Here is a 19,126-nt window from a genome sequence, read left to right on the forward strand (position 1 = left end):
TCAAGCTGGGTTCGAGCTGTCGGCCGAAGCGGGTGCCGGGGCGTTCAGCACGTCAAAGACGGTTCGCAGCGTGACCAGCAATTCCGACCGCGGCACGGTCTGCTGCGGCATGTCTCTACTGCCGCCGTCGGCGCGTCGCAGCGGCCGGACCGTGACCGTGCCGGCGTCAATCTCGTCGGTTCCCACGATGAGCGCGATCTCTGCACCGGAGCGGTCAGCGGCCCGCATCTGCGCCCGTATGGATCGGTCATCGAAGGCACGGTCGGCTCGCACGCCGACCGAGCGCAGCTGGTGTGTGAGGTCGCGTGCCGCAGCACCTCCAGCGGTGTCGATCACCCACACCTCGGCTCGCTGCGCTGGCACGTCGAAGACGCCCTCGGCATCGCATGCAAGCAGCAGCCGCTCGATGCCCAGCGCAAACCCGATGCCTGGCGTGGGCGGCCCACCGAGTGCCTCGACGAGGCCGTTGTAGCGACCGCCGCCGCAGATGGTGTCCTGGGCGGCGTCCAGGCTCGCAGCGCGGAACTCGAACGTGGTGCGGGTGTAGTAGTCGAGACCCCGAACCAGCTTGGGCTCGACTGCGTGTTCGATGCCCAGCGCGTCCAGTCCCGCGCGCACCCGTTCAAAGTGGGCGGCGGTCTCGCCAGACAGGAAGTCTGTGATCTGCGGGGCCTCAGCGGCCACCGCTGCGGTTGCGGCACGTTTCGAGTCCAGGATGCGCAGCGGGTGGCGCTCGATCTTGTCCCGGTCGGCGGGATCTACGTCGGCAGCCCGGCGTTGCAGGTAGGAGGTGAGTGCCTCGCCATACGCCAAGCGGGTGTCGGCGTCGCCCATGGAGTTCAGCAGCAGCGGCACCCGCTGCAGCCCGATGGCACCGAAGAACTCGGCCGTTAGAGCGATGATCTCGACGTCAGCGTCAGGGTCGTCGGTGCCCAGCGTCTCTGCGCCGATCTGGTGGAACTGGCGGTAGCGGCCCGCTTGAGGCGCCTCGTAGCGGAAGAACGGTCCCTGGTACCAAACCTTCCAGGGCGTCGTCGGCCGGTGCTGGGCGAATGCGCGGCACACCGATGCCGTTCCCTCGGGCCGCAACGCGAGCCGTCGATCGCTGCGATCGGCAAATTCGTACATCTCCTTGCCGACCACGTCGGTGCCCTCGCCAATGCGGCTGAACACGCCGATGTCCTCGAAGATCGGCGTCTGCAGGTAACCGAAGCCAGCTCGGTCCGCTGCGCCGATGAATGTGCCCAAGAGCGCGACCCAACGACCCGATTCGGGCGGGGCCAGGTCGTGCGTTCCAATCGGCGTCCGGAAGGATTTCCCGGCTGTTGGGTCATCGCCGCCAGAAGGGCGCGCAGGCGTCGAAGGCGTACCGGACATGACCAGCGCAGGCTACGGCCCGACCAGCGCCAGTCCTAGCTCAGCTTGCATCGCCCCGACTCGGTGAATGGCGGCGGGAGCGCCGATTGCATATCGACGTTCGTGAGCGATGGTGTCGATTGACGAGATCAGGCTGCTGGATCGAGCAACTGGACGAGACGAGTCCTTTCGGCCCAGTCATGGATCGCTGCGTCTGTCGTCGCCAGCGTCAATCCGTGGAGCATGGCCGTGGCGACGATCACCTGGTCGGCGGGATCGCGGTGAAAACCCGAGTTCATCAGCAAGACCGACTCGACAGCGATATCACCGTCAACGGGCAGCTCGCGCAGACCCGATGCGAGACGCTCCCGGCGCCATGTCGCCGGATGCTGGCCCAGGTTGATGCGGCCATGATGGTGCAGCCGAGTCGTCTCCATGAACGTGATCGCGGAAACCGCCACCTCGCCGTCATCAAGAGCGCTCTCCACCGCGTCTTTGAACCCGTCGCTGAGGTCGGCGCTGTCGGACACCAAGCGCAGCAGCACATTGGTGTCAAGCACGAGGCTCACTGCTGCGGGGCCGACTCGACCACCTGCTCGGGCCGGGCGATCATGTCCCAGTCCTCGGTTGGGATCGCCGGCTCGCTGTCGATATCGGCGAGAATTCGAAGCTGGCCCACACACGACCCCACCAGCTTCGGCCGTCCATCTCGGATTGCGCTCACTCGCACCACCGCACGCCGCCGTTTGGTGACGACGATCTCGGCACCGGTCTCGTGCACCTCGTCCATCAGGCGCAAACAGTTCGTCTTGAACTCGCCGGCTGGAACGACACGTCCAGCCAATGCGCCGTAGTGCCTGCGTGTTTCATCCCCTGCCATGAACGCAGTCTAGTCACAACAAACACACCATGGTTACCAGTTAACGACTATACAACCAGCCCAAGGAGCACAGCGACCGCTGGGCCGAGCCCTCAGCAATTGGTGCGCACCCTCAGTATTCGGTGCGGGCTAGGCCTTCGATGGTGCGGTACGCGTCGAACACGCCATTGACGTCCCGCAATGCCGCCAGCAGCTGATCCAGCAGCACCGGATCGCCGACCTCGACCTCGAACTGCATCACTGCCACCTGATCGTCGCCCACGAACGTGTCGCAGCTCGCGATCGACAGGTCATGGCGGCCCGAGACCACGTTGACAACGTCGAGCAGCAGCCGGTTGCGGTCGAGGCCCCGAACCTCCAGCGCCGCGGCGAACTCGCCCGCCCAGCTCTCGTCCCACTCCACTTCGACCTGCCGGGCGTTCGAAGACGTCGCCAGCTCGGCCGCGTTGGCACAGTCGGCGCGGTGCACCGAGAGGCCTCGCCCGCTCGTGGCGAAGCCCAGGATCTCGTCGCCGCGTACCGGGCTGCAGCAGCGGGCGAGGCGCACCAGCGAGTCGTCGTGGCCGTCGACATGAACGCCGGCGGAGCGGCGACGGCGTGAGCCGCGCTGGCGGGCGGGGCGGGCCGGCAGTTGCACGCCGTCGCCCTCGTCGCGCAGGTTGTCAACGAGTCGCTTGGCCACTGAATGCGGCTGAATGTCGCCCTTGCCGACCGCTTCGAAGAGCAACTCGGGGTCGGCGCGGCTGAACTGCTCCGCCACTGCTTGCATCTCGTCGCCGTCGATGAGCAGCGACGCCTTCAGCCCTTGGGAGCGCAACTCGTCCGAGACGGCCTCCCTGCCGGCAGCCACCCATTCGGAGCGATCAGAGCGGGCGAACCAACGCCGGATGCTGTAGCGGGCCCGGGGGGTGACCGCAGTCTCCAGCCAATCGCGCGACGGCCGGGTTCCCGGATCGTCTGACGTGAACGCTTCGATCGTGTCGCCCGAGCGCAGCTGCCGATCGAGCGGCACCAGCCGCCCGTCGATCTTGGCACCGATGAGCGAATCGCCGATGTCGGTGTGGATGGCGTAGGCGAAGTCAATGGGTGTGGCGCCGGTCGGCAGCGTCACCACGTCGCCCTTGGGCGTGAACACGTACACCTCTCCGTGGCCCAGGTCGCTGGCGATGGTGCGCATGAACTCGGCCGGGTCGTCAGACTCTGCCTGCCACTCGACCAGACGGCTCAGCCACGGCATGTCCGCCTCGGCGGCCGAAGCGCCATTGCGCTCCGCCTTGTAGCGCCAGTGGGCCGCCACCCCGAATTCCGCCCGTTGATGCATCTCGACAGTGCGGATCTGCACTTCCACCGCGGTGCCCGAGGGTCCCACGACCGTCGTGTGCAAGGACTGGTACAGGTTGAACTTGGGCATCGCGATGTAGTCCTTGAACCGGCCAGTCACCGGTTTCCAGGTCGCGTGGATCGAGCCCAGGGCCGCGTACGCGTCGCGAATCGTGGGGACGACCACCCGGATGCCCACCAAGTCGAAGATCTCGTCGAACGAGCGGTTCTTGATGACCATCTTCTCGTAGACGCTCCAGTGGTGCTTCTTGCGTCCGGTCACCGTGGCGTCGATCTTCATCCGGGACAGCTGCTCACGGACCTCGGTCAGCACCAGGTCGACGTACCGCTCCTGTTCGGGTGTGCGCTCGGCGAGCATCCGATCGATCTCGGCGTAGCGCTTCGGGTACAGCGCTGCGAACGCCAGGTCCTCCAGCTCGTCTCGCACCTGCTGCATGCCCAGCCGGTTGGCGAGCGGGGCGTAGATGTCGAGCGTTTCGCGGGCGATGTCGGCCTGCTTGGTGCCGTCCAGAGCCCCGACCGTGCGCATGTTGTGCAGGCGGTCCGACAGCTTGATCATCAGCACGCGCGGATCGTTCGCAATCGCCACCAGCATCTTGCGCAGCGTGGCGGCCTGCTGCGCCTGCTTGGAGGCGAAACGCACCCGGTCGAGCTTGGTGACACCGTCCACGATGGCCGCCACCTCAGAACCGAACTCGTCGGACAGCGCGACGAGCTCGACGCTGGTGTCCTCGACGGCGTCATGCAGCAGTGCTGCGGCGATCGACGTGTCGTCGAGGCCGAGATCGGCAACCACTCCGGCCACCGCGACCGGGTGGGTGATGTACGCCTCGCCGGTCTTGCGCCGTTGACCTTCGTGCGCCTGCGCAGCAGCCTCGTAGGCACGGATCACGAGCTCGGGCGATCGCTTCGGCCAGAGTTGCCGGTAGCGCTCGACGACCGGCGAGATGTCGGCCGCGACCATGTTCGGCAAGCGCCGCCACGGCAGGACGCGCGATACCGCAGGCATGGTCCTAGCCAAGCTGACCGATGTTGCGTTCGACCCGAGCAAGGTCGAACCGGCGGGAACTCACACTCTCATTCTGCCGTGATTGACAAGGACCCCGTTGACAATGCCCGCCCGATCACGGGTGATGCGCTTCTGCAAGCGACCGGCCATGGGGGCAATTGCCGTATCTTGAGACTGTGGGGCGTGATTCGAGCCGGGGCATCACTGTCTTTGATCTGTTCGAGGCCGCCGAGCGCATGATCGAAGCTCGTCTGCGGCGCAGCAATCCGGCGGTCACGCAGGCAGAAATCCGCGCCGCCATCGACGAGTGGGCCTCGGGCGGCGACCGCCACCTCGACGCCGACGGCTACCTCCGCGAAGTCCCCATTCCCCCGCACTTGCAGTGACGCGCCTCGACGACGCACTCGTGCGCGCAAGCGATGTGCTGAATGAACTCGGCAAGGGCTTTGCGCTGGTTGGCGGCATCGCGGTGTCCGCGCTCATGGCACCTTCTGACGGCTGCGGCCACACACAGACCGACGGCGCTAATTCACACCTCATGTGTACGTCGATCCGACGTACAATCGGTGCATGAGCACCAAGACCGAACGATGGACGCTGCGGGTGACGCCGATGCAGGACGCGATTGTCCGTCAGGCACTGCGTGCAACCGGAAAGTCGCTCAATGAGTACGTCGTGAGCTGCGCATTGGCTTCCGCCACCGACGATCTGGCCGACCGCCGCGTGTTCGCGCTCTCGCCCGACGAATGGGACCGGCTCGGTGACATCCTGGACCGGCCGGTCACCGACAAGCCCAGGATCGCTGCTCTGCTCGCCGAGCCGTCGGTGCTTGAACGTCTGGGGTGAGCGCCTACCGCGGTCTGCAACTGCTCTCGGCCGCCTCGTCATCGATCTCGGGCACCAGGGTGAAGGCCTTGCCGCCGCCCTGTTGAAGCACTTCCTGCTCACCGCCCTCGAAGTGGCCGAACTCACCGGGTTGCGCCTCGTCCTGGTACATGCAAAGGACGACCAGGCAAGCGGCTTCTACCGGCACTTCGGCTTCGAGCCGTCCCCCATCGACGATCTCACGCTGATGCTGGTCATCAAAGACATCCGAAGCCAAGGCGGCCTCGCCGGCACGCGCTAGCACTCAGGTTCTTATTCTGCCGTGCCGGGCGCCCGCTGGATTCGAGCAGCCGTCGGCGTCGAGCCGTTACGCGGTGAGCGTCGAGATCGGGTAGGCGAGCACTTTCTCGTCGGTCGTGATGAGCGTGTGTCCCTCGATCATCGATTGGGCGACGAGGAGCCGGTCGAACGGATCTGCGTGCAGGTACGGCAGCGTGCGGAGGCCCATCGCGTGGGCTGCGGTGAGATCGAGCCAGTCCGCGCCGAGCCGGGCGACCAAGGTCTGGCAGCTGTGCTCCAGGAACAGCTTTCCGATGCGGCGCTTTATCTCTATTTCTGCGACTGAGATTGACGAGACGACGAGGTCGTTGGCGGGGTCTTCCAAAGCCGCCACTGCCTCGGCCGAGAGTCGTTCCGGTGCCTCGTTGGCCCACAGCAGGACATGCGTGTCGAGCAGGAGCGTTGCCATCAGAGCGGATCTTCGAGCGATTCGAGCACTTCGGCGGGCGTGTCGTCGAAGTCGTCGGCGATGGTGATCGTGCCACGGAGCTGTCCGAGCTGGCGGCGCGCCGGCGGTCGGGCAGCCTGCTTGAGGCCAGCAGCGAGAAGCTCGTTGATGACCTCGCCGAGCGTTCGGCGAGATTCGAACGCGATACGACGGGCTTCATCGTAGATCGCGTCGTCTAGTGACACTGTAGTGCGCATACGCGCACCATAGCATCACTGTCCGAGGGCTAACGGCGGCGGCCCAACTTGCGGGGGCGGGGCGGTGCGGTGCGCGTGTAGCTCTCTGGGACAAGCGCCTGCGCGGCAGCTTCCATCGAGTCGTGGCGGCCGGCGGCCTCGGTCGCCGTCTGGGCGGCAGCCCACTGGGGCTCGAATCGCTTCAGCCACGCGACTGCGTGCATCGCCACCTCGACGCAGACGGCTTCCTGCGCGACGTCCCTATTCCCTCGCACTGGCAGCGACTCACCTCGGCGAAACGCTCGCGCAACACATGTGTTGTGTAACATGCGTGAGTGAATGCAGGCGAGTTGCGGCGCTGGCTGAAGCGGCAGGGCTGCACCTTCGAGACCCACAAGGGAGGCAGCGGGCATCTCACCGTGAGACGTGGGGATCGCACGAGCCAGTTGCCGATGCATGGCGGACGCAAGGAACTGGGACGCGGACTTGTCGCCAAGATCAAGAAGGACCTGGGATTGAACTGATGCTCGCATATCCGATCGAATTGACAGACGACGACGGCACCGTGCTGGTGACCTCCCCCGACTTTCCCGAGCTGAGCACGTTCGGCGATGATCGCGCAGAAGCAATCGCCCGAGCCTCGGATGCCCTCGATGAAGCAATCGCTGCGCGGATTCATCATCGAGAGGACATTCCGGCGCCATCGGCAGGGCAATCCCTCGCAGCCTTGCCGACTCTCACAGCGGTCAAGGTGCTGCTGTACCAAGGCATGCGGGCTCAGGGCATCGGCAAGGCCGAGCTCGCTCGCCGCCTCGGCTGGCACATGCCACAGGTCGATCGAGTCTTGGACGTCAACCATCACTCCCGGTTGGACCAGATGGACGCGGCGCTCAGGGCAATCGGCTGTCGCCTCAGCGTGGAGGCAACCAACGCGGCCTAGCGGCGGCGGCCCAGCTTGCGTGGACGGGGCGGTGCGGTGCGCGTGTAGCTCTCTGCGGCAAGCGCCTGCGCGGCAGCTTCCATCGAGTCGTGGCGGCCGGCGGCTTCGGCTGCCACTTGGGCGGCCGCCCATCCCGGCTCGTAGCTCTTGAGCAAGGCAACCGCCGGCATGGCCACGAAGATGGAGCTGTACGAGCCGACGAGAAGGCCGATCAGCAGTGCGGTCGCGAACTCCGACAGCGTGCCCGCACCGAGGATTCCGGCGCCCACCACCAGCAGCGATACCACCGGCAGCACCGAGGTAATCGACGTGTTGACCGATCGCGTCAGCACCTGGTTGAGCGACACGTTCGCGAGCGCGTGATACGTGAAGTGGCTGCGCGCGGGCAATGAGCGCTCGTTGGACTTCACCCGGTCGAATACGACAATGGTGTCGTAAAGTGAATACCCCATGATCGTGAGGAATGCCACCACGGTGGCCGGCGTCACCTCAAACCCGAAGAGCGCGTAGGCACCCACGGTCAGCACGATGTCGTGCGCCACCGCAATCAGCGCGCCGACCGACATCTTCCACTCAAAGCGGAACCACAGGTACAGCGCGATCAGCACGAAGAACACCACGAGCGCCCGGCGGGCCTTGCCGGCGACCTCGTCGCCGAAGGACGGGCTGACCTGCCGGGTCGACAGGCTCTCCACGTCGACGCCGACGGCGTCAGCCAGCGTCGCGGCAACCTCAACGGCCGATGCATCGGGTCCGAGCACGCCGCGTACCCGGAAGATGTCGTCGGCACCGGTGACCACAACGAGCTGCACCCGGGCGTCGGGCACGCCAGCCTCCGCGGCTGCGGCAGCGACATCGTCGGTCGTCGGACCGTCGCCTGCTGTGTCGCTGGATCCCGCGTCCGTGTCGCCCCCCTCGGTGCTCTCAGCGCCGGTCGGAACGGGAATCTCCCACACAGAGCCGCCCTCGAACTCAATGCCGAGGTTCAAACCCCGCACGAGCAACGCCACCACGCAGATAAGCACCGCCACCGCAGAGCCAATGAGCACTTTGCGTGACACACGCAAGATGTCCCAGCTGTTCTCGCCTCGATAGAAGGTGCGCAGGGTTGCGATCACGCTGTGCCTCCCGTCAGCGCGGCCGCCGGGACGTCGTCGTCAGCGGCGGGCAGCACTCCCAGTCGCCGAGGCTCCTCGTTCACCAGCCTGCGAGCCACGAGTACCACCAGCGGCCGCATGAAGAAGTACGACACAGCCAAGTCGATGAGCGTGGCCAACCCGAGATACAGGGCGAAACCGCGGACGGTGCCGCTGGTGAGCTGGTAGAGAACGCCTGCGCCGATGAGCGATGCCATGTCCGCCCAGACAATGGTCGCGAAGGCACCCTTGAAGCTGGCGTCGGCGGCCGAGCGGACCGCCCGGCCGCGCCGCACTTCTTCCTTGATCCGCTCGTAGTAGACGATGTTCGAGTCGACCTGGACGCCGATCGACACGATGATGCCGGTGGTCCCAGCCAGCGTCAGCGCGAGCCCGCGGCTCTCACCCAGCCAGCTGATGAGCGACCACAGGACGGATCCGCTGATGGCCAGGCTGGTCACTGCAACGAGGCCGAGCAGCCGGTAGTACGCCAGCATGTACAGACCGACGAGGATCAGTCCGACGCTGCCTGCGATCACGCCCGCACGCAGCGTTCCCTCGCCGAGGGTTGCCGAAACGGTTCGTACATCGTCCTGCTCGAACTCGACCGGCAACGCGCCGAATCGCAGCGCTACGGCGAGATCGCGCGCCTCGGACTCGCCGAACGTGCCCGAGATGACCGCAGTGCCCTCGAACTCGGTCGCACGAATGACGGGAGCGGACTCGACAACGCCGTCGAGAACAATCGCCACCTGCTGGCCGAAATAGCGGGCGGCGATCTCGTCGAAGCCAACAGCACCCTCGTCGGTGAGGTCCAGATTGACGACCCATTCGTTGTTGAACGTTGCCGCAGCCTCGGAAACGGCTTCACCGGTCAGCTCGGCAGGACCGAGCACGTAGCCGACGGGCTCGCCCCGACCCGGCAGGACCACGGCCCGGTCGGCGATGTCGTCCTCGGGCAGCGTGAAATCCGGGAGTTCTTCGATCTCGATGACGTTGGGGTCGTCGGCGATGTCTTCGCCTTCGGGATCGATCGCACCGTTGTACGCATCCGCGAAGTCGATGGCCGAGCGGAACTCAGCCTCGTCGAAGCGGCTGAAGTTCAGCAGCACGGGACGAAACCGGAGTTCCGCTGTCTGGCCCACCAAGTCGACAGCACGCTGCTTGTCCTTGACGCCGGGCAGCTGAATCACGACTTGTTCGCCCTGGCGGGTGATGTCGGGCTCGGCCACGCCCAAGGCGTCGACGCGCGACCGGATGATCTCAATGGCGCGATCCATTTGCTCGTCGTCGGTCGGTGAGGTCGGTCGTAGCAGCACCTCCACTCCGCCCTGCAGCTGCACGCCCAGCACAGGTGCCCAGCCAGCAGCCAGCACGCCCGCGAGCGAGCCAAATCCGATCAGGATCGCGACAAGGAGCGAGACGATCTGCGAGCGGCGCACGTCAGACCTCGGAAACCACGCGCAACCGGGTCGTCAACAGGAACCTGCCGGTCTCAGGCTTACGCCGGTACCGCTGCCGGCATCGCGGCACCTAGCAGCGCAGTGCGCTCGGGTCAGGCTCATTCCGGCGCGTCGAAGTCGTCCGATGTGGGCGGCTCGGCCGTGCCCTCGCTGCGAGCGTGCGTGATGATCTCGCCGATGGCGCGGCGCTGCACTCGCAGTTCCACGTCGCTGTCCACCTCGATGCAGACGACCTCACCGGGCTCTTCGACCGCCACGATCTTGCCGATGACCCCGCCGACCGTGGCGATCACGTCACCAATGTCGGCACGGCCCAGCATTGTGGCGCGCTCCGCGGCGCGCTTGCGCTGCGGCCGGATCATCAAAAAGTACATGAGGGCAAACAATGCGACGAGCAGGATGATCGAGCTCATGATGTGCTCCTCAGTGTGGCGTATTTCGGCGGGTCAGCGTACCGGGCCACTGCGGCTCGCCGTGACTCAGCCCCAGACTTCGTTGACCTGCTGGCGGAAAGCATTGAACCGTCCCGCCTCAATGGCAGCGCCGGCGTCGGAGACCAACTCGGCCAGGAACGCAATGTTGTGCAAGGTCAAGATGCGACCTGCAGTGGGTTCGTTCACGCTCATGAGGTGCCGGAGGTAGCCGCGACTGAAGCGAGCCCCGGGCTGCGGGCGGCCGTCGGGTCTGGCTGGACGGGGATCGAGTGGCGTTTCATCGCGGGCGAAACGGGCATTGCGGATGTTGATGCGGCCCTGCGGTGTAAGCGCCGTGCCGTGACGGCCGAGGCGGCTGGGAAGCACGCAGTCGAACATGTCCACGCCTGCTGCGATGGCGTCGACGATCCGGGTCGGGTCGCCGACGCCCATCAGGTAGCGCGGCCGGTCTGCGGGCAGCACTTCGGCCGCTGCTGCGAGGGCCGGCGCCATCTCGCCGCGGGACTCCCCCACCGACAAACCGCCGATGCCGTAGCCATCGAAGCCGATCGATGCCAGCGTCTCGGCGCTGTGGCGGCGCAGCTCGGGATCGATCCCGCCCTGGCAGATGCCGAACAATGCCTGCCCGCCGGCGGTCCCGTCCCGGCGCGCAGTCTCCATGGCCGCTGCCGCCCGGGCCGCCCAGAAGTGCGTGCGCTGCGTCGCGATGCGCACTTCGGCGGTTGGTGCTGGCAACTCTGGACAGATGTCGAGCGCCATCTGAATGTCCGACCCCAAACGGCGCTGCGCGTCGACGGCGTCTTCGGGCGTCAGCCGCATCTGGGTGCCGTCATAGGTCGAGCGGAACGTCACGCCCTCGTCGTCCACCTTGGACATCACATCGTGGGAGGGATCGGGGGGATCGTCGCCATGGGCGGCGTCTGAAGATCCCTGACGGCGGCCGGGTTGATCTGCGCCGCCGGAACGGCGGCCGAGCGACATGATCTGAAAGCCGCCGGAGTCGGTGAGGAAGTGGCCGTCCCAGCCGACGAAGCCATGCAGGCCACCGAGCGCCTCGACGACATCCACACCCGGCCGTGCCGACAGGTGGTAGGTGTTCGCCAGCACCACCTCCAGACCCAAGTGCTCGTAGTCGGAGGAATCGAGGTGGATGACGGCGCCGCGGGTCCCCACCGGCATGAAGACCGGCGTCTGAAAAGTGCCGCGGGCGGTCGTGACTTGTCCTCGCCGGGCCGAGCCGTCGGATGCCAGCAATTCATATGCGGCCATCGAGGCCGTCCCCGCCCGCGGCACGCCTTCGGAGGCGCTCATTGCCCACTGCTGCGCTGGAGCAGCATTGCGTCGCCGAAGGACAGGAAGCGGTAGCCATCCGCCAGCGCCGTCTCGTACAGGTCCCGCCAGTGCGGCCCGATGAATGCGTCGATCAGCAGGAGCAGCGACGACCGGGGAAGGTGGAAGTTGGTGAGCAACCCGTCCACCACCAAGAACTCGGCGCCCCGCCACAGGAACAGCTCGGTCCAACCGCAGATGTCACGCGTGCCCGTCTCGGCGGCTTGCTGCCGCGCCAAGGCGGCAGACTCCAGCGCCCGCACGGTGGTGGTGCCCACGGCGGTGACACGCTCGGCTGCGTCGCAGGCCGCGAGCGTCGCTGCGGGCACCCGGTAGTGCTCGACGTGCATCTCGTGCTCGTCGGCATGTTCCGCGGTCACTGGCGCGAATGTTGCCAGGCCAACCGTCAGGTCCACAGTTGCGATCTCGACGCCATTTGAACGCAGCGCATGCAGAACACGCTCTGTCAGGTGCAGACCTGCGGTCGGCGCTGCGGCAGAGCCGTCCGTTCGTGCATAGACGGTCTGGTAGCGGTCTGCGAGCGCCTTCCGGGCAGCGTGACTGTCGGAAGCGTCGACACCGATGCGTTGCGCAATGGCGTTGCGCGCCGTATTCGGGTCGATGTAGGGCGGCAGCGGCGCCTCCCCGGCGCGTTCGAGCAGTGGAGCCTGCCATACGTCGACGAGGGGTACCCCATCGACGAGGACGTCCACAGCGCGGCGCTGTCGATCCAATCGCTGACGCACGATGACCTCGACGTTCGGGTCCCGTTCCGAGATCAGCACGGTGCCGTCGGCAATCCGGCGCGAGGGCCGTACAAGCGCAGCCCAGGCCCCGTGCCCAACCTCTCGCGCGTCACCCCCTGCTTCTTTCCCGGCCGCCTGCATCTCGGAGTTGAGCGGTTCAAGCAGCAGCACCTCCGCGACCCCGCCCGTGCGCTTGCGCAGCGGAAGGCGGGCGGGCATCACCCGCGTCTCGTTGACCACCAGCACGTCCCCAGAGCCCAGCAGGGAGGGAAGGTCGCTGATGTGCCGGTGCTCAGGCGGTATGCACGGCCCCCGGTCCGCCAGCAGCCTGGCGGAGTCACGAGGTTCGGCGGGCACCTGCGCAATGGCTGACGATGGCAGGTCGTATTCGAATTCGCCCATCAGTAGCCGCTGCGAGTCCATCGCAGATCGAGGCTATGGCTGCCCGCAGCAATCGCTCACGGCTTCGCCGACGCCTTCAACCGCAGCACGCGACAGCAATTGAGAGCGACGGCCGGGCCAGTGATCTCACCACGGCGCTTCGTCGACCTGCACCTTCGGCGTCAACCGGGTCCCTTCCTCATCGACCGTGCGCTCGGACCGGTCCGCAGGCGGCGCTGTCGTCACCTCGGGCTCCGGTCCGGTTTCGGCGGCATCGAACAGCGTGTGTCCTGCATCATCGCCGCCGGCTCCACTGAGCACACCCGCCTCCGCAGGAATCTCGATGCCCAGGTGCGCGTACGCCGCTGCGGTAGCGATGCGGCCACGCGGCGTGCGCTGCAGCAGCCCGCGCTGGATCAAGAACGGTTCGTACACGTCTTCCACCGTCTCGGTCTGCTCTCCAACGGTGATCGCCAGCGTGGACAGGCCCAGCGGCCTCCCGGAATGGGTCACAGCCAGGGCGTCGAGAATTGCCCGGTCCAGCTTGTCGAGCCCGAGCTCGTCGACCCCGAACACAGCCAGTCCCTCACGGGCCACCGACACGTCGACGGCACCGTCGGCGCGCACTTCTGCGAAGTCGCGGACGCGGCGCAGCAGCCGGTTGGCAATGCGCGGCGTGCCCCGGCTGCGGGAGGCGATCTCCGCAGCGCCATCGGCATCAATCTGCACGCCGAGGATTCCGGCTGCTCGGGTCACGATCGCGGTGAGGTCGCCGGTGGAGTAGTAGTCGAGTCGTTCCACCAAACCGAAACGGTCACGCAGCGGCCCCGAGATCAGCCCGGTACGGGTCGTGGCACCCACCAACGTGAAACGAGGCAAGTCGAAACGGATCGAACGCGCAGCTGGACCCTTGCCCAGCACGATGTCGATAGCGAAATCCTCCATGGCGGGGTAGAGCACTTCCTCGACGATCTTGGGCAGGCGATGGATCTCGTCGATGAACAGCACATCGCCGTCGGCCAGGTTGGTGAGGATCGCTGCCAGATCGCCTGCACGTTCCACGGCAGGTCCCGACGTGAGATGCAGCGCCGCGTCCAATTCGACGGCGATGATGCTTGCGAGCGTCGTCTTGCCCAAGCCTGGCGGGCCGGCGAACAGCAGGTGGTCGGGCGATTGGCCGCGGGCCACCGCGGCTCGCAGCGTGATGGCGACGTGTTCTCGCACTTCGGGTTGGCCGACAAATTCATCCAGCGAGCGGGGCCGCAGCGTGGCCTCGGCGTCGCCCTCGTCTGCCGCCGAGCGCGTCGGATCGGTGGCATCGCTGCGGCTTGACCCTGAGGGCGCCGTTGACTCCGCGCGCCGATAGCCCTCGGTACGAGCCCCTCCGGCGCTCATCGCGGACCGAGCTCCTGCAATGCCACACGCAACAGCGCTCCGGTGTCGGCCGTTGCGTCACGCCCCGCTGCAATAGCGACAGCGGCCATGGCCTCACGTACTTCTGACGGGCTGAATCCCATCTGGCCCAGCGCAGCCCGCACTTCCGCCACGGCAGAGCCAGCGCCGTCGCCGGTCGGTCCAATCGCAGCGCCGACGGTCTCAGGTGCACCCAGTCGCGACTTCAGGTCAAGCACCATGCGCTTGGATGTCTTGGCGCCGATGCCGGGCACGAGTTCGAGCACAGCAGCATCGTCGGCTGCCACGGCTCGCCGCAGCTCGTCGGGCGGCAGATGACTCAGCACTGCCAACGCCAGCGCGGGACCCACGCCATGCGCGCTCAGCAGCGCCTCGAAGCAGCGCCGCTCATCGAGTTCGGTAAATCCGTAGAGGTCGGAACTGTCCTCGCGCACGTGATGGTGCACATACACGAAGCACTCGTCTCCTACCGGGCCGGCTCCGGCCAGCGTCGAGGGCGCAACGGTGACGCGGTAACCCACCCCGCCAGCCTCGATCAGCATCTCGCCGGCAGGATCCTTGTCGAGCAGGCGACCGCGCACTGATCCGATCATTGGGGACCGATCATCGCGAGCCGTTCATTGCGGCGGATTCTCGGCCGGTGTCACGGCACAGCCGGCGGGGGCACCACCCCGGCGGTGGGAAGCAGCACCCGCGCTCGGCCGTGTGTCGCTGCGCGGTTCCATGGCGCCTGGGACAGGTGGCACAGTGCGACCGCAGCCGCATCGGCAGCATCTGCAGGCTCGGGGGTTCCGGGCAGTGCGAGCAGTTCGCCGACCATGCGCTGCATCTGGTCCTTGTCGGCCCCGCCCCAGCCGGCAACGGCTTGCTTGATCTGCGTCGGCGTGTATTCGACCACCTCTGCCCCCGCTGCCGACGCAATCGCCATGGTCAGCCCGGCCACCTGCGCGACACCGATGGCTGTGCGGACGTTGACCTGGAAGAACACTCGCTCCACGGCAACCACCGAAGGCCCGAACTCCTCGATGAGCGCCCGCAGCTCGCGCATCTGCGTCGCCAGGCGTACCGCTTGCGGCTCGGCGGGATCGGTGCGTATCACGCCCAGAGCCACCGCCTCGTTGCGAGTGCGCTGCGAACCGGAGCCCGGAATCTGCTCCACTACGCCGTAACCGCAGCGCGACAATCCAGGGTCGATCCCCAGTACGAACATCAGTACGAACCGTAGCCCTTGGCACCGTTCCGACTGGGTATGCGCGAGCCTTCGAGCTCTGCGCGATCGGCGCTGTTTCGCCCAATTGCTGGCCTCAGTCGGCGATCGTCTCCAGCAGTGATTCGCTGATGTCGAAGTTGGCGTACACGCCCTGTACATCGTCGTGGTCATCGAGGGCATCGAGGACCGCCATCACCTGCTTTGCGGACGACGCATCGGTCAGCTCGATGAGGTTCTGCGGCGCGTAAGTCAGATCCGCCGCCTTCACCGCTATACCCGCCGCCTCGATCGCGTCGCGCACCGTCATGGTGTCGGCCGGCTCGGTGATGACTCGCCAGGAGTCGCCCTCGCGCTCGATGTCTTCCGCGCCCGCCTCCAGCGCCACCAGCATCAGTTCGTCTTCGTCTGGCTCAGCCGCGTCAGGCTCGGATGCCACCGCAGGCACTACCACCACGCCTTTGCGCTCAAACTGCCATGCCACCGCACCTGGCTCGGCGAGCGAGCCGCCTGCACGTGTGAACAGGCTCCGGATCTCCGAGCCGGTTCGGTTTCGATTGTCGGTGAGCACATCCACAAACATCGCCACGCCGCCGGGCGCGTAGCCCTCGTAGGTGACCTGCTCGTAGGACACGCCTTCCAGCTCGCCGGTGCCGCGCTTGATCGCCCGCTCGATGGTGTCCAATGGCACCGAGTTGTCGCGGGCCTTCTGGTACATCGTGCGCAGCGTGGCGTTGGAGTCCAGGTCGCCCCCGCCCGCTCGTGCCGCTACCTCGACCTGACGGATCAGCTTGGCGAACAGCTTCCCGCGTGCCTTGTCGGCAGCGCCCTTGCGGTGCTTGATCGTCGCCCACTTGGAATGACCGGACACGGACCCCCTCCCAATCGAAACGTGCCAAACGAGATGCACCAAGCAAGGCGCATTCGTGAGGACAGTCTGCCGGACGCGTCCCTCAGTGGTTTGTCGACGCGCCGACCATGTCCAAGAAGATCCGGTGAATACGGTCGTCGGCGGTCAGCTCCGGGTGGAAGCTCGACACCAGTATCGAACCCGACCGACACAGCACCGGGACCAATCCATGGTTGCCGATTCCCGACGAGTTCACCACGGGCCGGATCTCGGCTAGCACTTCCACGCCGTCGCCGGTGCGCTCCACCCATGGAGCTCGTATGAACACCGCGTGGAATGGCTCGTCGAGGCCCTCGGTGGCCAGATCTGCCTCGAAACTGGCGACCTGACGGCCGAAGGCGTTGCGCCGCACCGAAATGTCGATTGCGCCGAAACATCGCTGATCCCCTCGGCCGTCCAGCACTTCGGCAGCGAGCAGGATCATGCCCGCGCAGGTGCCGAACGCCGGCATGCCATTGGCGAGGCGCTCTGACAGCGCGTCGAACAGTCCGCTCGTGCCGAGCAGGTGCGACATCGTGGTCGACTCGCCACCAGGAAGGGCAACAGCATCGACGCCGTCGAGGTCGGCGGGCGTACGTACTTCGACAGCCCTCGCCCCGACTCGGCGGAACGCGGCGACGTGCTCGGCTGCCGCGCCCTGCAGCGCGACGACGCCGACCAGCTGCAGGCTGTCGCTCGTGCCCGGGGATGCGGGGCAGCTCAGCGCTTACCAGCCGCGTTCGGCGAGCTTGGTTTCGAGGCCTTCCATCTCGAGACCAGGCATGGCGGTGCCGAGACCCCGGCTGACTTTGGCCACCACCGATGGATCGCGGTAGTGCGTCGTGGCTTCCACGATCGCCTCGGCGCGTGGTCCCGGGTCTTCGCTCTTGAAGATGCCCGACCCGACGAAGACCGCTTCCGCACCGAGTTGCATCACCAGCGAAGCGTCAGCCGGCGTGGCGATGCCGCCAGCGCAGAACATGGGCACCGGCAAACGGCCGGTCTCGGCAATTTCCTGCACCAAACCCAGCGGCGACTGCAGCTGCTTCGCCCAATCGAACAGCTCGGCGGAGTCGGCCTGGGTGATCTTGCGGATGTCGCCGGTGATGGAGCGCAGATGGCGGACGGCTTCGACAATGTTGCCGGTACCGGCCTCGCCCTTGGACCGAATCAGGCAGGCGCCTTCAGAGATGCGCCGCAGCGCCTCGCCCAAATTCGTCGCACCGCACACGAACGGCACGGTGAACGCCCACTTGTCGATGTGGTGGGCCTCATCGGCGGGTGTGAGCACTTCGGATTCGTCGATGTAGTCGACGTCCAGCGCTTCGAGGATCTGGGCCTCGCCGAAGTGGCCGATGCGAGCCTTGGCCATGACCGGGATCGTGACTGCTGCCTGGATGCCTTCGATCATCGCCGGATCGCTCATGCGAGCCACACCGCCGTCTCGGCGGATGTCGGCCGGTACCCGTTCGAGCGCCATGACGGCGACAGCTCCGGCGTCCTCGGCGATCTTGGCCTGCTCGGCCGTGACGACGTCCATGATGACGCCGCCCCGGAGCATGTCGGCAAGCCCGCGCTTGACCCGCACCGTCCCGACCAGATGGGACTCTGCTTGCTGCGCGTCGGTGGGCATCGAGGCGCCAGTTTGGCCTGTGCTCGCGGGGCCTGAATTCATGGGCTCAGTGTAGGGACCGGTTTCCGAAGCGCAGACGGGATTGTCGGGCCCGAACGCTGTGGGGTCGAGCACGGTGCCACAGGCGGAACAGCGACGCTGGTGCCAACCGGATCGAGGCCCGGGGCGACCGTCACACACCCGCTCCCTAAACTTGGTGTCGTGGCCACGACCCGGTTCTCGCGACCTGTCGAGATCCCCGACGATCTCGGGGAGGTCTCAGTCGCGCCCGTGACTGGCCGGGTGACGCTGCCTCTTCATATCGCTTGGAGCGGTCAGGGCGACTACGACATGTCGAATGCCGACCAGATGCGATCTGTGTATGAGCTCGTCATGACCGAAGGCACCGAGGACGACGTGCTTCATTACATCGACCTCAACCAGCTCCTCGACGTCTGGGAAGACCTCTGGCTGTCGCCGCACGTGCGTGAACGCTGGACGGCGTGGCTGCGAGGCCGCGGCCTGCTGCCTGAGTAGTGCTTACTGACCTGCAGCGCCGCGTCTGGCACGTCGTAGGTCCGCTGCCGGACAGCGAATCGGTCGCGCTCGCTGGCGGCGGCGCGCTCATCGTGCTGGGGATCGTGGATCGCGCCACGTCGGATCTTGACTTCTTCGCAGCTTCGGCCTCACAAGCCGAGCGGTTCATTCCGGCGGTCGAGGCCGCGTTGGCGGCCGATGGGCTGCGCGTCGACCGCATCCAGACCGGACCGGGCTTTGCACGCCTGCGAGTTTCTGACGACACGAACACGATCACGATCGACCTGTCTCACGACTACCGGCGCTTCCCCACCGTGGACGGAGAAGCCGGCCGGGTCCTGTCCGCCGACGAACTCGCTGCTGACAAGCTCCTCGCCTTGTGGGGCCGGGCCACCCCCAGGGACTTCCGCGATGTGCACGCGCTCGCCCAGCGTTTCAGCACTGACGAGATGTACCGCCTCGCAGCCGAGAAGGATCCCGGCTTCGACATCGCATCCCTCGCTGACGCCCTTGGCGTGTTCGATCATCGTCATGCTGGCGAGTTCGCTATGGACCCCGAGGATCACCGACGTCTGCGCGACTGGGTTCATCAATGGCGCTACGAACTCGAACAACACGAGAACCAAACCTGTTCGAACGACGGACCTCCGCACGAGTCCTAGATA

General features: G+C 66.5%; 24 protein-coding genes and 1 pseudogene. 7 read left to right on the plus strand and 18 right to left on the minus strand.

The features are described 5' to 3' along the window. The 4 genes from hisS to ACOQPH_RS09205 all read right to left on the minus strand — a co-directional run bounded on the left by hisS (position 1) and on the right by ACOQPH_RS09205 (position 4,586). Complete coding sequence (gene hisS / locus ACOQPH_RS09190) at positions 1 to 1,377, minus strand: histidine--tRNA ligase (protein ID WP_420621114.1); 1,377 nt, start codon at positions 1,375 to 1,377, stop codon at positions 1 to 3. Positions 1,378 to 1,505: 128 nt separating this feature from the next. Next, the gene (locus ACOQPH_RS09195; RefSeq protein ID WP_420621115.1) at positions 1,506 to 1,916 is read right to left on the minus strand and encodes a type II toxin-antitoxin system VapC family toxin; all 411 of its coding nucleotides are present in this window, start codon (positions 1,914 to 1,916) and stop codon (positions 1,506 to 1,508) included. Positions 1,917 to 1,921: 5 nt separating this feature from the next. Beyond that, positions 1,922 to 2,236, minus strand: coding sequence for a type II toxin-antitoxin system Phd/YefM family antitoxin (locus ACOQPH_RS09200; RefSeq protein ID WP_420621116.1), 315 nt, complete (start codon positions 2,234 to 2,236; stop codon positions 1,922 to 1,924). Positions 2,237 to 2,348: 112 nt separating this feature from the next. Next, positions 2,349 to 4,586 (minus strand): RelA/SpoT family protein, encoded by a 2,238-nt coding sequence (locus tag ACOQPH_RS09205; protein ID WP_420621117.1) that lies wholly within the window; start codon positions 4,584 to 4,586, stop codon positions 2,349 to 2,351. A 176-nt stretch (positions 4,587 to 4,762) separates the two neighbouring features. Between ACOQPH_RS09205 and ACOQPH_RS09210 the strand changes: the two genes are divergently transcribed. The 3 genes from ACOQPH_RS09210 (at position 4,763) to ACOQPH_RS09220 (ending at position 5,712) form a co-directional block, all read left to right on the plus strand. Next, a complete protein-coding gene (locus ACOQPH_RS09210; protein WP_420621118.1) occupies positions 4,763 to 4,972 on the plus strand; it encodes a hypothetical protein in 210 nt (69 codons plus the stop codon). A 184-nt stretch (positions 4,973 to 5,156) separates the two neighbouring features. Continuing rightward, complete coding sequence (locus ACOQPH_RS09215; protein WP_420621119.1) at positions 5,157 to 5,432, plus strand: DUF1778 domain-containing protein; 276 nt, start codon at positions 5,157 to 5,159, stop codon at positions 5,430 to 5,432. Next, entirely contained in the window at positions 5,416 to 5,712 is a 297-nt protein-coding gene (locus ACOQPH_RS09220) for a GNAT family N-acetyltransferase (RefSeq protein ID WP_420621120.1), read from the plus strand. The genes ACOQPH_RS09215 and ACOQPH_RS09220 overlap by 17 nt, the downstream gene beginning before the upstream one ends. A 66-nt stretch (positions 5,713 to 5,778) precedes the next feature. Here the strand turns inward: ACOQPH_RS09220 and ACOQPH_RS09225 are convergent, their stop codons facing one another. Genes ACOQPH_RS09225 through ACOQPH_RS09235 form a run of 3 tightly spaced genes read right to left on the minus strand, consistent with a single transcriptional unit; the run spans position 5,779 to position 6,649 of the window. Further along, positions 5,779 to 6,159: a type II toxin-antitoxin system VapC family toxin gene (locus ACOQPH_RS09225; protein WP_420621121.1), complete on the minus strand. Its 381-nt coding sequence runs from the start codon at positions 6,157 to 6,159 to the stop codon at positions 5,779 to 5,781. Further along, the gene (locus ACOQPH_RS09230) at positions 6,159 to 6,395 is read right to left on the minus strand and encodes a hypothetical protein (protein ID WP_420621122.1); all 237 of its coding nucleotides are present in this window, start codon (positions 6,393 to 6,395) and stop codon (positions 6,159 to 6,161) included. The genes ACOQPH_RS09225 and ACOQPH_RS09230 overlap by 1 nt, the downstream gene beginning before the upstream one ends. A 29-nt stretch (positions 6,396 to 6,424) precedes the next feature. Continuing rightward, a complete protein-coding gene (locus tag ACOQPH_RS09235) occupies positions 6,425 to 6,649 on the minus strand; it encodes a hypothetical protein (protein ID WP_420621123.1) in 225 nt (74 codons plus the stop codon). 60 nt (positions 6,650 to 6,709) lie between these two features. Here ACOQPH_RS09235 and ACOQPH_RS09240 point away from each other — a divergent pair, with 60 nt between their 5' ends. Continuing rightward, a complete protein-coding gene (locus tag ACOQPH_RS09240) occupies positions 6,710 to 6,898 on the plus strand; it encodes a type II toxin-antitoxin system HicA family toxin (protein ID WP_419552439.1) in 189 nt (62 codons plus the stop codon). Further along, the gene (locus tag ACOQPH_RS09245; protein ID WP_419552438.1) at positions 6,898 to 7,314 is read left to right on the plus strand and encodes a type II toxin-antitoxin system HicB family antitoxin; all 417 of its coding nucleotides are present in this window, start codon (positions 6,898 to 6,900) and stop codon (positions 7,312 to 7,314) included. The genes ACOQPH_RS09240 and ACOQPH_RS09245 overlap by 1 nt, the downstream gene beginning before the upstream one ends. Here the strand turns inward: ACOQPH_RS09245 and secF are convergent. The 11 genes and pseudogenes from secF to pdxS all read right to left on the minus strand — a co-directional run bounded on the left by secF (position 7,311) and on the right by pdxS (position 17,945). Further along, the gene (secF, locus tag ACOQPH_RS09250) at positions 7,311 to 8,432 is read right to left on the minus strand and encodes a protein translocase subunit SecF (protein WP_420621124.1); all 1,122 of its coding nucleotides are present in this window, start codon (positions 8,430 to 8,432) and stop codon (positions 7,311 to 7,313) included. The two genes, ACOQPH_RS09245 and secF, sit on opposite strands and share 4 nt — an antisense overlap. Next, a complete protein-coding gene (gene secD, locus ACOQPH_RS09255; RefSeq protein ID WP_420621125.1) occupies positions 8,429 to 9,892 on the minus strand; it encodes a protein translocase subunit SecD in 1,464 nt (487 codons plus the stop codon). Before secD ends, secF begins: the two co-directional genes overlap by 4 nt. 119 nt (positions 9,893 to 10,011) lie before the next feature. Continuing rightward, positions 10,012 to 10,326 (minus strand): preprotein translocase subunit YajC, encoded by a 315-nt coding sequence (yajC, locus tag ACOQPH_RS09260; protein WP_420621126.1) that lies wholly within the window; start codon positions 10,324 to 10,326, stop codon positions 10,012 to 10,014. A 66-nt stretch (positions 10,327 to 10,392) separates the two neighbouring features. Continuing rightward, positions 10,393 to 11,658 carry a tRNA guanosine(34) transglycosylase Tgt gene (gene tgt / locus ACOQPH_RS09265; protein WP_420621127.1) on the minus strand — a complete coding sequence of 422 codons (1,266 nt, stop codon included), beginning with the start codon at positions 11,656 to 11,658 and terminating at the stop codon, positions 10,393 to 10,395. After that, the gene (gene queA, locus ACOQPH_RS09270; RefSeq protein WP_420621128.1) at positions 11,655 to 12,845 is read right to left on the minus strand and encodes a tRNA preQ1(34) S-adenosylmethionine ribosyltransferase-isomerase QueA; all 1,191 of its coding nucleotides are present in this window, start codon (positions 12,843 to 12,845) and stop codon (positions 11,655 to 11,657) included. Before queA ends, tgt begins: the two co-directional genes overlap by 4 nt. A gap of 291 nt (positions 12,846 to 13,136) precedes the next feature. After that, positions 13,137 to 14,198, minus strand: a pseudogene (ruvB, locus tag ACOQPH_RS09275) (Holliday junction branch migration DNA helicase RuvB); the annotation flags it as partial. Continuing rightward, complete coding sequence (gene ruvA / locus ACOQPH_RS09280; RefSeq protein ID WP_420621129.1) at positions 14,195 to 14,809, minus strand: Holliday junction branch migration protein RuvA; 615 nt, start codon at positions 14,807 to 14,809, stop codon at positions 14,195 to 14,197. The pseudogene ruvB and the gene ruvA, both read right to left, overlap by 4 nt. A 50-nt stretch (positions 14,810 to 14,859) precedes the next feature. Continuing rightward, the gene (gene ruvC / locus ACOQPH_RS09285) at positions 14,860 to 15,426 is read right to left on the minus strand and encodes a crossover junction endodeoxyribonuclease RuvC (RefSeq protein ID WP_420621130.1); all 567 of its coding nucleotides are present in this window, start codon (positions 15,424 to 15,426) and stop codon (positions 14,860 to 14,862) included. A 94-nt stretch (positions 15,427 to 15,520) separates the two neighbouring features. After that, entirely contained in the window at positions 15,521 to 16,294 is a 774-nt protein-coding gene (locus tag ACOQPH_RS09290) for a YebC/PmpR family DNA-binding transcriptional regulator (RefSeq protein WP_420621131.1), read from the minus strand. 82 nt (positions 16,295 to 16,376) lie between these two features. Then, a complete protein-coding gene (gene pdxT, locus ACOQPH_RS09295) occupies positions 16,377 to 17,000 on the minus strand; it encodes a pyridoxal 5'-phosphate synthase glutaminase subunit PdxT (RefSeq protein WP_420624334.1) in 624 nt (207 codons plus the stop codon). 39 nt (positions 17,001 to 17,039) lie between these two features. Beyond that, on the minus strand, positions 17,040 to 17,945 hold the full coding sequence (pdxS, locus tag ACOQPH_RS09300; protein WP_420624335.1) for a pyridoxal 5'-phosphate synthase lyase subunit PdxS: 906 nt from the start codon (positions 17,943 to 17,945) through the stop codon (positions 17,040 to 17,042). Positions 17,946 to 18,146: 201 nt separating this feature from the next. Here pdxS and ACOQPH_RS09305 point away from each other — a divergent pair, with 201 nt between their 5' ends. Both ACOQPH_RS09305 and ACOQPH_RS09310 read left to right on the plus strand, forming a co-directional pair. Then, the gene (locus tag ACOQPH_RS09305) at positions 18,147 to 18,461 is read left to right on the plus strand and encodes a hypothetical protein (protein ID WP_419552424.1); all 315 of its coding nucleotides are present in this window, start codon (positions 18,147 to 18,149) and stop codon (positions 18,459 to 18,461) included. After that, entirely contained in the window at positions 18,461 to 19,123 is a 663-nt protein-coding gene (locus ACOQPH_RS09310; RefSeq protein WP_420621132.1) for a nucleotidyl transferase AbiEii/AbiGii toxin family protein, read from the plus strand. Before ACOQPH_RS09305 ends, ACOQPH_RS09310 begins: the two co-directional genes overlap by 1 nt. Positions 19,124 to 19,126: the final 3 nt, after the last annotated feature.

This window comes from Candidatus Poriferisodalis sp., from assembly GCF_965221945.1.
Lineage (GTDB): Bacteria > Actinomycetota > Acidimicrobiia > Acidimicrobiales > Poriferisodalaceae > Poriferisodalis.

What these genes read in the sequence shown, in the direction of transcription:
- ACOQPH_RS09215 (WP_420621119.1), top strand. Translation starts at nt 5,157, where the DNA reads ATGAGCACCAAGACCGAACGATGGACGCTGCGGGTGACGCCGATGCAG.
- pdxS (WP_420624335.1), bottom strand. Translation starts at nt 17,945, where the DNA reads ATGCCCACCGACGCGCAGCAAGCAGAGTCCCATCTGGTCGGGACGGTG.
- ACOQPH_RS09225 (WP_420621121.1), bottom strand. Translation starts at nt 6,159, where the DNA reads ATGGCAACGCTCCTGCTCGACACGCATGTCCTGCTGTGGGCCAACGAG.
- ACOQPH_RS09245 (WP_419552438.1), top strand. Translation starts at nt 6,898, where the DNA reads ATGCTCGCATATCCGATCGAATTGACAGACGACGACGGCACCGTGCTG.
- tgt (WP_420621127.1), bottom strand. Translation starts at nt 11,658, where the DNA reads ATGAGCGCCTCCGAAGGCGTGCCGCGGGCGGGGACGGCCTCGATGGCC.
- yajC (WP_420621126.1), bottom strand. Translation starts at nt 10,326, where the DNA reads ATGAGCTCGATCATCCTGCTCGTCGCATTGTTTGCCCTCATGTACTTT.
- queA (WP_420621128.1), bottom strand. Translation starts at nt 12,845, where the DNA reads ATGGACTCGCAGCGGCTACTGATGGGCGAATTCGAATACGACCTGCCA.
- ruvA (WP_420621129.1), bottom strand. Translation starts at nt 14,809, where the DNA reads ATGATCGGATCAGTGCGCGGTCGCCTGCTCGACAAGGATCCTGCCGGC.
- ACOQPH_RS09230 (WP_420621122.1), bottom strand. Translation starts at nt 6,395, where the DNA reads ATGCGCACTACAGTGTCACTAGACGACGCGATCTACGATGAAGCCCGT.
- ACOQPH_RS09200 (WP_420621116.1), bottom strand. Translation starts at nt 2,236, where the DNA reads ATGGCAGGGGATGAAACACGCAGGCACTACGGCGCATTGGCTGGACGT.
- ACOQPH_RS09205 (WP_420621117.1), bottom strand. Translation starts at nt 4,586, where the DNA reads ATGCCTGCGGTATCGCGCGTCCTGCCGTGGCGGCGCTTGCCGAACATG.
- ruvC (WP_420621130.1), bottom strand. Translation starts at nt 15,426, where the DNA reads ATGTTCGTACTGGGGATCGACCCTGGATTGTCGCGCTGCGGTTACGGC.
- hisS (WP_420621114.1), bottom strand. Translation starts at nt 1,377, where the DNA reads ATGTCCGGTACGCCTTCGACGCCTGCGCGCCCTTCTGGCGGCGATGAC.